Below are 12,724 nucleotides of genomic sequence, written 5' to 3' on the forward strand. Positions count from 1 at the left end.
GAAAAACAATCAGGTACATCTGTAAAGGGTAAACCGCGAATATCAAAAAAAGGAAATAGGCATCTTAGAAAATCATTGCATCTACCTTCTCTGTCATCCGTTAAGTATAATAAATCTCATAGAGAACTATATGCGAGAATAGTTGCCAAAAGCGGGATTAAAATGAAAGCACTGATAGCTGTTCAAAGAAAAATGCTAGAACTTATATTTATAGTAGATAAGAATAAAACTGAGTTTGACAATGATCACCAACAAAAAAGGACACTAGATGCAAATGCAGAAAGTATCCCTTTACAGACTAGCTTATAGCCGTCTTGAATAACAAAAATAATAAAATAAAAGAGAAAAACTCTTGTTAGTTAACACAGAATCTATCGGGAGAACCAAAAAGGTCTAGGCTTATTTTTATGTCTTTAAAAACTACAAAAGCGTCTCCCCCACGCAAAGCAAACCGTTTCACTCGCGCTTTGCTCCTTTGTCCTTTCTTCACCACTTTTTTGTTTTAGTTCACCCCCGTTGCATTTGATTAAGTGTTCATGAACCTCATTCTTCGGTTTTTTACATCCATAAAAAGTAGGTCGTTTTTTATGATTGCGATTATTTTCAAGCCACTAATTTACATTCACAAATTATTTCAAATTTCCTAATCCCTCCAGTCCACCAACTAAATACTGCCAGTCCACCAGTTGAATACTCAATACTGAATACAAAATATCGAAGTTAAATCTTGTTATGCTTTTACTTGAGTGAGTAGTGATGAGTAACGAGTAACGAGTAATTATAAATTTAGAATTCAAAATTCAAAATTTTACTAACACCCGACACCCGATAACTGATGGTAGCTTCGATACGTCCCGACGCAAAAGTCGGGACACTCAGCCACCAACTCACCGACTCACCGACCTGCCTTCCAAGGACCGCAGGCAAGCTCGAACAGACAACGGAAAGCTTATAACCCATGGTAGCTTCGATACATCCCGACGCAAAAGTCGGGACACTCAGCCACCAGCTCGCAATTTATTTCAAATCTTACTCACCAATCTGCCTTTACCAAGGAAACCTGCCTGCCAGAGGCACGACAGGCAGGCGCAGGCAGGCTACTGGCTAGACCCTAACACCTAACCCCTCCAGTTCACCATCTTCAGCCCTAATATGGATAAAATTGGAGAAAAATCCTTATTTTTGATTGATCTTAAAAATTGGATTAAAATGGATGTGACTTCTCAAATTAAAAATAACTTAATTTCAAGAATTGAGAGCTCTAAAGATTTAGATTTCTTAAAGGCACTTCAGACCCTATTTGATACATCCGAACAGGAATTATATCAATTATCATCCGAACAAAAAGAGGCGATTTCAAAAGGCAGGAAACAAATTAAAAGCGGAGGGTCTTCAAGTCACGAAGCTGTAATTTCTGAGATGAAAGAATGGCTCTTAAAAAAATAATTTGGTCAGATCTGGCTAAAGCGCAGTTTCGAGGTAGTCTTGAATTTTATAGGGAAAGAAATAAATCTGTTACCTACAGTTTAAAACTTATCGATGAAACTGAAGACGTCTTAAAAACCTTGTCAAAAAGCGAATTCATAGGTCGATTAACGTCAAATAAGAAAACACGGTTATACCTATGAAAGCCTATTTAATTTTCTATAAAATAAAAAATGATACCATTGAAATAGTTTCATTTTGGGATAACCGACAAGATCCGAATCAGTTAAATCTCAAATAAGATATTCTTGTGACACGGTTTTGATTTGTTTATTAGCACCTTTTGTTTCCGCCCAACAACCTACCTTTGCCAAGGAAACCTGCCTGCCAGAGGCACGACAGGCCTGCCTTCCAAGGACCGCAGGCAGGCAACCGACAACCAACTCACCGACCTGCCTTCCAAGAAACGCAGGCAGGCAACCGACAACCGAAAACCGACAACAGACAACCGATTTTCCCCAAAAACATGTAGATTTGCTGCTAATTATAAATGAGGGCTTCATCTCCTTCAGGTTATATGGGGACTGGGTCTGATAATATGGATTTAGTTTCCACCTAAAGTTAAGTTAGCTAACCAACAGCTTTATGAATAACGACAAGAATACGATTCAGGATTCGGATTGGCTTTACGAAATAAGCTCTGAGAAGAAACTTCTGGACTTCAATTTTAAAGAGATCTGGCGGTATAAAGATCTACTGATTTTATTCGTCAAACGCGATATTGTCACCGTCTATAAGCAAACGGTGTTGGGCCCACTCTGGTTTTTGATACAGCCGCTGTTTACCTCGGTGATTTTTACGCTGGTGTTTAATAATGTGGCGAACATTCAGACCGGACAGGTGCCTAGCTTCCTGTTTAACTTAGCCGGGATTACCGCCTGGACATATTTTCGAGAGTGTCTCACGGGAACTTCGGGAACATTTACCAAAAACGCAGGTATTTTTGGAAAGGTATATTTCCCTCGGGTCATTATGCCGATGTCGGTGACCATTTCCAACTTATTAAAGTTAGCGATACAACTGAGTATTTTCGCGGGCTTTTATATCTATTTTGTAGCCTCTGGGCGAGACATCAGTCCAAATGCCAATTTAATTCTCTTTCCTGCCTATGTCTTTATCATGGGGACAACAGGCTTGGGGCTGGGTATGATTTTATCGGCCATGACCACGAAGTATAGAGACTTAAGCGTTCTTGTTACTTTTGGTGTTCAGTTACTCATGTATTTGTCGGCCGTGCCTTTTCCACTCACCGAAATTTTAGAAAAGAAACCCGAATATTTCTGGGTATTTAAGTACAACCCATTAGCACAGATTATAGAAGGCTTCCGTTATATGACGCTGGATACCGGACTGTTCACCTGGTGGGGCTTTTTCTATGCGTTGGGCTTTTCTTTAGTCGTGTTCTTCATCGGACTGGCGATTTTTAACCGGACGGAGAAGAATTTTATTGATACGGTGTAGCGCTGAAAGCGCGGTTAACGGTTATCGGTTTACAGTTGACGGTTTGATAGTGAACAGTGAGTAGTGAACAGTGAGTAGTGAATGGATATCAGTGAATAGTGTATAGTGAGTGGAGATCAGTGAATAGATAACAGTGTATAGTGAGCGGTAAACAGTGATTAGTAAATAATGAGTAGTGAATAGTAATTAGTGACTAGTGAATAGTAAGCAGTGATCAGACAAAATGCGACTCACGATTCACTGACAACGATTCACGGAAAACAATTCACGGAAAACGAATCACGGACAACAAATCACTAAAATAAATTTATAAGTATGGATCATAAAGAGTTAGATGTTTGGAAGCAAGCCATGAAACTGACCTCTATGGCCTATAATTTAGCGGACCAACTACCAAGAGAAGAAAATTTTATATTAAAATCTCAGTTTTTGAGATCGGCTATTTCAATTCCTTCAAATATTTCTGAAGGTGCTGGAAGAGACTCGGATAAAGAACTTTTAAGGTTTTTAGCGATCAGTTTAGGATCTTTAGCTGAACTAGAAACTCAATACTTGATCGCTGTTGAACAGAATTACTTTAAAAATTCTATTACATTTGAAGAACAAATAATGAATACACGAAAATTAATATTTGGATTTAGAAATTATATAAAGAGGAAAAATATTACCAGTGATTAGTGAACAGTGATTAGTGAATAGTGAGCAGTGAATGATATACTGTGATTAGTGAATAGTCAAATTACGTATAACGAATAACTGACAACGACTCACGAGTCTCGATTCACAGACAACAACTCACGATTCACGGAAAACGATTCACAGACAACGACTCACGAATCACGGATAACGACTCACGAAAAAACAATTCACGATTAAGAAAATGAATAAAGTTATACTAACCGCCCAAAACATTTCCAAACAATACCGCCTCGGGGTGGTAGGGACGGGGACTTTGAGTCACGATATCAACCGCTGGTGGGCGAGTGTGCGGGGGAAGGAAGATCCGTATTTGAAGATAGGGGCGGAGAACGACCGCAGCAAGAAGGCCGAAACCGACTACGTCTGGGCCTTGCGGGATATTAATTTTGATGTGTATGATGGGGACGTGCTGGGGATTATTGGAAAAAACGGGGCGGGTAAATCTACTTTGCTGAAGATTTTATCCCGAGTGACCATGCCCACCACGGGCAAGATCAAAACTAAAGGCCGTATTGCCTCGCTTTTGGAAGTGGGCACAGGTTTTCATCCGGAACTGACAGGTCGTGAGAATATTTATTTGAACGGCGCCATTCTGGGGATGACCAAAGCTGAAATCAAAGCTAAGGAAGAAGAAATTATCAACTTTTCGGGTTGCGAACTATATGTGGATACGCCGGTGAAGCGCTATTCCTCGGGAATGCGGGTGCGTTTGGCCTTTGCGGTGGCAGCGCATTTGGAACCGGATATTCTGGTCGTAGATGAGGTCCTGGCCGTAGGTGATGCTGAATTCCAGAAAAAAGCCATTGGTAAAATGAAAGACATCTCGGGCAACGACGGCAGAACGGTTCTGTTTGTCAGCCATAACATGGCCGCGGTCAAGTCTTTGTGTACACGAGGAATTGTTTTGGAGAATGGCACTTCTGTGTTTGAAGGAACAGCGGAAGAGAGTGTGGATTATTATTTATCTCAAAATCAAGATATAGGAAGTAATCTGAGCTGGAATGAAGAAGAAGCCCCAGGAAATGATAAAATTAAGCTATTAAGTATAAGTGTAATGAATGAAAATGATGAAAGCAATTTATTTATTGATGATGAAATACGTATATCTTATACTTTTAAAAGCAAAATTGAAAATTCGACTCTAGGAACCACGATTAGCGTAAGCAATCAAGATGAATCAGTAGTATTTTCAGACGGAACATTGATTTTTGAGAACCAAGATTCCTTAGTTGGAACTTATACAGTAACTGCTGGTGCACCAAAAAAACTTCTAAATTCCGGTAGCTATTATGTAAGTCTTATATTTGGTATAAATAAAAGATACGCAGTTGCTAATTTAGAAAATATAGTTTCATTTAGTGTCAACCTTGGTAAAGATATAAAGCATAATAAACGTATGCCAGGCACAATATATCAAGAATTAGAATGGCAATTGAAAAAAAATGAATAGTAATAAAAAAAGTCCTAATTTAATAATACCAGGATTTCCTAAAAGTGGGACGAGTAGTTTGTTTGATTACTTATGCCAGCATCCTGAAATTTTTAGACCAAAGATAAAAGAACCTCATACTTACGCATTTGATGAAAGATATCTAAGTAGATTCAATTCAAACGAACCTTTCAATTTTAATAATTTATACTCGAATTCAGAAAACTATAAATATGTACCAGACGGAAGTACAATTTACTTAATATCGGATAAGGCTTTAAGTAGAATAAAAAGAGATCATAAACAAGCCAAGATTATAATTATTGCAAGAGATCCAATCGAGCGTATTTTTAGTCACTATAATTGGCTGAAAATGCTTGGTTATGAACAAAAAGGTTTTCGAAAAGAACTATTGCTAGAAAACTCTTCCAAATTCTATCCTACAAAACATATAAAAGGTAATTATAAAAATTATATAGAATTTTCAATGTATGCTAAACAGCTAAAAAGGTGTTATAAAGTCTTTGATTCTAAGAATATTTATATAACATCTTTAGAAAGACTAAGATCTGAATTCGAAGTCGTTATGAATGAAATATTTAATCATTTAGAAATTGAAAATATTAAAGTAGAAAAAGAATTAAAAAATAAAACACCTAAAGTTTCTCGTATCAGGAAAAGAATTCCTACAAAATTAAAAATACTAGAGAGAAAAATAAATACTAATATAATAAGCGATTCCTTTATATTTAATAAAAAAATCAAACCCATAAAATTCAATTTAAAAGATGAAGAATTTGTTTTTAATTTTTTAAAAAAAGATTTGATAAAACTAGAGGAAATGAATTTATATTTTCCAGAATGGGAAACAGTTAATAAATATTTATGACGAAAATTGAGCATGTCAAAGTTATTGATCTCCCTAAAATTACTGACAAAAGAGGAGATCTTACATTTCTGCAAAAAAATGTAGGACTGCCTTTTGAATTGCAACGCATTTTTTGGACCTATGATTTGAAGACTCATTCTAAAAGGGGTGGCCACGCTTATAAAGCTCAAAATGAAGTAATTTGCGTAGTGTCTGGAAGTGCTGATTTAATAGTAACTAATAAAGATAACGCAAAGGAAAAAATAACATTAAATCGAGCTGACAAAGGAGTTTTCATACCCCCAAATGTATGGCGACATCTTGAAAATTTTGCTACTAATACAATTCTTCTTCATATTTCAGATTCAGAATATGATGAAGACGATTATATTAGAGACATTAATAAATATTTGTTGTAATGCACGATAAAGCTTCCATATATGATTGTAGTCTTTTGCATTTACCTCGGTTGAACGCCATATCAGGTAGTATTACTGTTATTGAAAATATCAAAAACGACCTGCCCTTTGCTGTAAAACGGCTTTTTTATTTATATGATATTCCCGCAGGAAAATCAAGAGGTGCACATGCTCACAAAAAATGCCATCAATTATTAATACCTCTAACGGGGGCTTTTGAAGTTCTTTTGGATGATGGAAATGCAAAACGAACAGTGTTTTTAAATCAGCCATTTTTAGGATTGCATATACCTCCTGGTATTTGGGCATCTGAACAAAACTTCAGCTCTGCATCTATTTGTTTAGTATTGACTTCTCATGAATATGATGAAAATGATTATATCAGAGACTATAATGAATTTCTAAGTTTAAACAATAAAAAATGATTCATTCTTTAGCAGAGGTGCAAACTTCAAATATAGGAAACAATACCACAGTCTGGCAGTTTGTGGTTATTTTGAAAGGAGCAAAAATTGGTTCCAACTGCAATATTAATATGAACGTTTTTATAGAAAATGATGTACAGGTTGGTGATAATGTTACCATAAAACCTGGGGTTCAATTATGGGATGGTACCAGAGTGGGGAATAATGTATTTATAGGGCCAAATGTGACTTTTACTAATGATAAGTTACCAAGATCTAAGGCTTATCCTGATCAATTTTTGAAAACCAAAATTGATGACTACGCCTCTATTGGTGCAAATGCCACAATACTACCTAATCTTAATATTGGAAGTTATGCTATGATTGGAGCTGGTTCTGTTGTCACTGAAGATGTAAAGCCTTATCAGCTTGTGGTTGGAAATCCCGCTAAGCCGATTGGTTATATTACAGAAACAGGGCGAAAGGTTTCCTTAGATTTGGAAGATGAGCATGGTAATAAGTTTGTCTATGAAAACGATAGACTCAAAAACTTGAAGAATAATGGTTAAGTTTTTGGACTTGAAAGCTATTAATGAGCAATACCAGGTGGAGATAAGTGATGCTATTAATAGCGTCTTAAATTCAGGCTGGTATATTAAGGGTAGTGCTGTTTCTAGTTTTGAAAACAATTTCGCTAAGTATTGTGGAACAAAGCATTGCATTGGTGTTGCTAATGGTTTGGATGCTTTAATCTTAATTTTTAGAGCTTTGATCATTCAGGACAAACTTCAAGAAGGAGATGAGGTCATCGTTCCTGCAAATACTTATATCGCCAGTATACTTGCTCTAACCGAGAATAAGCTCAAACCAATATTAGTTGAACCCGATCCTGTGACTTTTAATTTGAATTTAGAAGGAATCAGATCAAAATTAACCTCAAATACCAAAGCCATTTTAAGTGTTCATCTATATGGACAACTTGCAGAAGATGTGAGTGGATTTTGTAAAGAACATGATTTACTTTTAATAGAAGATGCCGCCCAGGCCCATGGAGCAAAAAATAAGGAAGGTAAAAAAGCAGGAAATTTTGGGATAGCAGCAGGCTTTTCGTTCTATCCGGGAAAAAACTTAGGAGCTTTAGGTGATGCAGGTGCAGTTACCACGAATGATAAAGATTTAGCTGAGCTTATTCAGCAACTAGGCAATTATGGTAGTGAGAAAAAATACCATAATTCATTACAAGGTTTAAATTCACGTCTGGACGAAATGCAGGCAGCTATACTTGATGTCAAACTTAAGTATTTGGATAAAGAGATTATAAAACGACGGGAAGCTGCTACCTATTATCAGCAAAACATTGAAAATCCAAAGATCAAATTACCTCAATGGGATAGTGAAGTTAAAGATCATGTGTTTCACTTGTATGTGATTCGATGTACAGAAAGAGATCAGCTTCAGCAGTATTTGAATGATAAGGGAATACAAACGGTGATTCATTACCCGATTCCACCACATAAGCAAGAAGCCTTTTCAGAATGGAACCAATTGTCATATCCACTGACTGAACAAATACATGACGAAGTCTTAAGTTTACCTCTAAGTCCAATTATTTCAAGAGAGGAACAAGATCAGGTTGTAAAAGCTTTAAATTCTTATTAATGAAATTTAGAAAAACAGCCTTTTATATTAGGCTAAATTTTTTGGTTCATAAAATATATCTGTCATATATAACTTCTTTAGTAAAAAAGAAAAAATACAAGCTGGCGATTAATTCAATTGAGAAATTAGCAGGAATATATAGTAAAAAGTACATAGGTTTATTAGCTTCAAATGAATTGGAGAAACTTTTAATTGAGATAGGAAGAAAAACTATCAATAACCAACTGGTTTTTGAAAAAAAGAAGAATAAACAAACTAACTATAAAATTCTTCATTTAGCTACTGAATTTTATGACGTTGGAGGACATACGCGAGTTGTACAAGATTGGATAAAGCACGATTTAGATAATCAATATGAAGTTTTATTAACTAATCAAAGAGCAGAATTTAATCTTACCTTAAATACTAAAACTTATAAATTAGATCCTGGTGATTATTTTCAAAAAGCATCACAACTTAGATCTTTCGTCTTTGAACAAGGATTTGATAAAGTAATTATTCATCAACATATGCATGATGTTATCCCAACATTGGCATTCTGGGATTCTCTTAAAAAAAACTACAATATTGATATCATATTTTATGTACATTCCGATTTTAGGTTCTCTTTAGGTAATATTATTTGTAATAAAAGAATAAGTTATACAAGAAAACATTGTCAACAATCCAAAAAATATAGAGTCCAAGGGCCTAAAGATTATGAGCTACCTTTTATTAATAAAGCTGAAAAAATCTTAAGTAAAGAAGATACTAATTGTCTTAAAAAGAAACACTCCATAAATATTTCTGACAAAATATTTATGGCTATAGGTTCATCATATAAGTTTAAGCCATACAAGAATATTAATTTTTTAAAGGAGTGGAACGAATTTTTAAAAAATAATAATTCATATACCTTAATAATAATAGGATGTAATGAAGAACACTTCTACAATTACTGTCCAAATGAATTATTATCCAATAAATTGAAGCTTTTCGGTAATGTTACAGATCCAACAGAGTTTTATCAAATATCAGACTATATACTCAATACTTATCCTATCGCAACAGGTTTAGGTTTTTACAATGGTTTAGCATTTAATCTAGCTCCTATTTTGAGTTATACTGGTGTAATAGTATGTCATAATGAGGTTAATGATATGTTTCCACACGAAATAATAGAAATTCAGCAATTTAAATCAAGGCAAGAGTATTTTGAATTTATTGAAAATGAAAAATATAATAAAAAATATAAAAGAAAGGTATATAAAATTATACCTAAATTTTTAGACAAAGTTTCATTAAAAAGCTGGAGAAAGGAACTGGAATTTATTTATAAAGACAAAGCTATTATAGCAAGTAATTATGAAAGCAAACAAAACGATAAACAAAATTTGATATTGACTCGGGAGTCTTTAAATTGGTTTGAGTACAATACGAAAGATTCTAGTTCTATAGTTTTGTTAGAAGAATTACTAAAGTCAAGATTATCTATTTCAAAAAATCACGCCATAAAAATTTTAGCTTTAGGTTTCTTGTTCGAGCCTTTATATACATCGAAAGCAGTATTAAAGAAAGTCAAAAAGAAACTGAAATTTTAATCAAACAGATGCCTAATCCCAAAGTATCCATCATCATCCCAACCTACAACGGGGCAGAATATCTTCAGGAGGCCTTGGAATCAATAAAGGGGCAAACCTTTAGAGATTTTGAAGTGGTGGTGAGTGATGATGATTCTAAGGATGATACGCTTAGGATAGTAGAAAGATTTAAGGAAAAATGCAATTTTCCAGTAAGGATTTTTCATCATAAGCCAGATGGAATAGGCGCCAACTGGAATCATGCAATGCGTCAGGCCAGGGGTAAGTATATTAAGTTTTTATTTCAGGACGATATCTTACTGCCTGCTTGTCTGGAGGAGATGTATACAGTCTTAGAAAATAATCCTAAGATAGGTCTTGTGACCTCGAAAAGAGAATTTATTATCAGTAAGCATAACGATGATAAAACTAAGCAGTGGTTAGCCACCTATGGAGATTTACAGAAGCATATTTCAGATGCACCTGGTGACCTAATTTTGACTAAAAAACTTTTTAAAAGAAAGGATTTTATAAAGACGCCTAAAAACAAAGTAGGAGAACCCAGTGCTGTGATGTTTAGAAAGTCAATAATTGATAAACTAGGCTACTTTGATGAAAGCTTAAAGCAAATACTAGATTATGAGTATTGGAATCGTATTTTGAAAACTTATGATATCTATATACTAGATAAATCTTTAGTGAAGTTTAGATTGCACAATGCTCAGGCAACGGCTCAAAACGCTAATCTCAAAATTAATGATTACCAACTTTATCCTCAACTGCTTTATAAAGATTACTTTTGGTTACTGAATTATAAATACCAGAAAGAGTTTTTTTTCAAGTATAATTCTTTTGGTCAACTATTAAAAAAAATTAAACGACGTGTCCTATAAAACCTACATCATCATCGTTACCTACAACTCCATGCCCTGGATAGATAAATGTCTGGGGAGTATCGACTTAAATAACTTCGATGTTGTTGTAGTAGATAATGCGTCTAGTGATGAGACGGTGGAGCATCTTCAAAAAAATTATCCTGATATAAAATTATTTGAAGAGCAAACAAATTTAGGTTTCGGACAAGCCAATAACAAAGGCATCAGTTATGTTTTAAATCAGGGCGCTAAGCATGTGTTTTTGCTGAATCAGGACGCGTATTTGGTAGATGATGTTTTAGATCAACTGGTTCAATTTCAAAAGGAACATTCAGTATACGGAATCTTGAGTGCGATACATATTAATGCAGAACGTACGCGATTGGATCGTAATTTTTCAAACTACGTCAGGTTTGATGCCAATCCTGCTTTTTACTCAGACCATGTGTTAGAAAGGCCTTTACAAAACGTTTATGACCTGCCTTTTGTGAATGCTGCCGGTTGGCTAATCAGTAAAGAATGTCTCATGACAGTAGGTGGCTTCGATCCTATCTTTTTTCATTATGGGGAAGATGATAATTATTGTCAGCGCTTAACATATCATGGCTTTAAAATTGGAGTCTTATCTAAGACGTTTATGATTCACGATAGAGAAGATAGAACTAAACCCAAGGTAGAGCTTTATTCCAAAGCCTATTTTGATATACAGGAACGACGCCTGAAATTAATGTATGGGAATATCAATGACTCCGATGAAGGCAGGATTTTAAAGCAAAAAAAGAAAATAAAACGTCAGTTACTAAAAGCCAGACTCCGCCAAAATTCAAAAGCCATTAAAGGGCTTAAGGCTTACTTGCAACTTATCGATCGTGTGATTCCGGAAATCAAAAAAAGTGTAGAGATGAATGCTAAGCAACAGCCTAGTTATCTTGAAGTTAATTCTTAGTGTTTCTTAATCTTATTTTTTACTTAATTCTTAAACCTTTTAATTTTTAAAGACCTAACTAAAAATTTAAGGCCTAAGTACTAGTGTAGGCTTCCCTTACTCGTTGAGGTGTTTTAGCTATGTCATATCTTTTTGTATTTACAATTCGCATGTAAATTTAGAGTGGAGCTTTAGCATACAAGGATGGAGATATAAGAGTTTACTTGCAGAAATAAAGAATTTACTCGTTTGTTTTGCAAGCGATTGAAAGTAAATAACTTAGAGGTTGTGATTTATACAGCTGAATCCAAAACAGTTATTTTTATTCAGCAGAACTATCGAGAAAAATGCCATTCAGACAGAGAAGCTTTTTTGCTTCGACGATGAATCTTTAAAGCCTTATCGTTTCATTGTTTTTCGACAAAAAGATTCTTCACATCTCCGCCTTTTGTGAAAGAAGAATCTTAGCTTGCTAGGAAGTAATGTCTAGAATCAATTAAAAGTATATCTAATAAATTACGCTTTCATTCTTTTTTTCATTGCCAAAAAAAGAATCAAAAACCCCGATAGATTCTGTGTTAACTAACAAGAGTTTTTCTCTTTTATTTTATTATTTTTGTTATTCAAGACGGCTATAAGCTAGTCTGTAAAGGGATACTTTCTGCATTTGCATCTAGTGTCCTTTTTTGTTGGTGATCATTGTCAAACTCAGTTTTATTCTTATCTACTATAAATATAAGTTCTAGCATTTTTCTTTGAACAGCTATCAGTGCTTTCATTTTAATCCCGCTTTTGGCAACTATTCTCGCATATAGTTCTCTATGAGATTTATTATACTTAACGGATGACAGAGAAGGTAGATGCAATGATTTTCTAAGATGCCTATTTCCTTTTTTTGATATTCGCGGTTTACCCTTTACAGATGTACCTGATTGTTTTTC

At 34.7% G+C, this 12,724-nt stretch carries 14 protein-coding genes; 13 read left to right on the top strand and 1 reads right to left on the bottom strand.

Annotated features, from left to right (window positions below; genetic code table 11):
* The 13 genes from BLP81_RS13175 to BLP81_RS13245 all read left to right on the top strand — a co-directional run.
* A partial coding sequence (locus BLP81_RS13175) for a transposase (protein ID WP_143002843.1) occupies nucleotides 1–309 on the top strand: 309 nt, incomplete at its 5' end.
* Nucleotides 310–1,182: 873 nt separating this feature from the next.
* Entirely contained in the window at nucleotides 1,183–1,446 is a 264-nt protein-coding gene (locus tag BLP81_RS13180; protein ID WP_245686477.1) for a hypothetical protein, read from the top strand.
* Between the two features lie 624 nt (nucleotides 1,447–2,070).
* Entirely contained in the window at nucleotides 2,071–2,946 is an 876-nt protein-coding gene (locus tag BLP81_RS13195; RefSeq protein ID WP_093370349.1) for an ABC transporter permease, read from the top strand.
* A gap of 315 nt (nucleotides 2,947–3,261) precedes the next feature.
* The gene (locus BLP81_RS13200; protein WP_093370353.1) at nucleotides 3,262–3,624 is read left to right on the top strand and encodes a four helix bundle protein; all 363 of its coding nucleotides are present in this window, start codon (nucleotides 3,262–3,264) and stop codon (nucleotides 3,622–3,624) included.
* Nucleotides 3,625–3,826: 202 nt separating this feature from the next.
* Nucleotides 3,827–5,095: an ABC transporter ATP-binding protein gene (locus BLP81_RS13205; protein ID WP_093370356.1), complete on the top strand. Its 1,269-nt coding sequence runs from the start codon at nucleotides 3,827–3,829 to the stop codon at nucleotides 5,093–5,095.
* Nucleotides 5,088–5,963: a sulfotransferase family protein gene (locus BLP81_RS13210; protein WP_093370359.1), complete on the top strand. Its 876-nt coding sequence runs from the start codon at nucleotides 5,088–5,090 to the stop codon at nucleotides 5,961–5,963. The genes BLP81_RS13205 and BLP81_RS13210 overlap by 8 nt, the downstream gene beginning before the upstream one ends.
* Nucleotides 5,960–6,361, top strand: coding sequence for a sugar 3,4-ketoisomerase (locus BLP81_RS13215; protein WP_093370362.1), 402 nt, complete (start codon nucleotides 5,960–5,962; stop codon nucleotides 6,359–6,361). The genes BLP81_RS13210 and BLP81_RS13215 overlap by 4 nt, the downstream gene beginning before the upstream one ends.
* Entirely contained in the window at nucleotides 6,361–6,786 is a 426-nt protein-coding gene (locus tag BLP81_RS13220; RefSeq protein ID WP_093370365.1) for a sugar 3,4-ketoisomerase, read from the top strand. The genes BLP81_RS13215 and BLP81_RS13220 overlap by 1 nt, the downstream gene beginning before the upstream one ends.
* Nucleotides 6,783–7,334, top strand: coding sequence for an acyltransferase (locus tag BLP81_RS13225; RefSeq protein WP_093370368.1), 552 nt, complete (start codon nucleotides 6,783–6,785; stop codon nucleotides 7,332–7,334). The genes BLP81_RS13220 and BLP81_RS13225 overlap by 4 nt, the downstream gene beginning before the upstream one ends.
* Nucleotides 7,327–8,424, top strand: a complete 1,098-nt coding sequence (locus BLP81_RS13230; protein ID WP_093370372.1) for a DegT/DnrJ/EryC1/StrS family aminotransferase — start codon at nucleotides 7,327–7,329, stop codon at nucleotides 8,422–8,424. The genes BLP81_RS13225 and BLP81_RS13230 overlap by 8 nt, the downstream gene beginning before the upstream one ends.
* Complete coding sequence (locus BLP81_RS13235; protein WP_093370377.1) at nucleotides 8,424–10,004, top strand: hypothetical protein; 1,581 nt, start codon at nucleotides 8,424–8,426, stop codon at nucleotides 10,002–10,004. The genes BLP81_RS13230 and BLP81_RS13235 overlap by 1 nt, the downstream gene beginning before the upstream one ends.
* A gap of 8 nt (nucleotides 10,005–10,012) precedes the next feature.
* On the top strand, nucleotides 10,013–10,876 hold the full coding sequence (locus BLP81_RS13240; protein WP_093370382.1) for a glycosyltransferase family 2 protein: 864 nt from the start codon (nucleotides 10,013–10,015) through the stop codon (nucleotides 10,874–10,876).
* Complete coding sequence (locus tag BLP81_RS13245) at nucleotides 10,866–11,804, top strand: glycosyltransferase family 2 protein (protein WP_245686478.1); 939 nt, start codon at nucleotides 10,866–10,868, stop codon at nucleotides 11,802–11,804. Before BLP81_RS13240 ends, BLP81_RS13245 begins: the two co-directional genes overlap by 11 nt.
* Nucleotides 11,805–12,415: 611 nt before the next feature.
* On the opposite strand, the gene BLP81_RS13250 is transcribed toward BLP81_RS13245, so the two are convergent.
* Nucleotides 12,416–12,724 (bottom strand): transposase (locus BLP81_RS13250; protein ID WP_143002843.1); only part of this gene is annotated, 309 nt, incomplete at its 5' end.

The organism is Psychroflexus sediminis (assembly GCF_900099815.1).
Lineage (GTDB): Bacteria > Bacteroidota > Bacteroidia > Flavobacteriales > Flavobacteriaceae > Psychroflexus > Psychroflexus sediminis.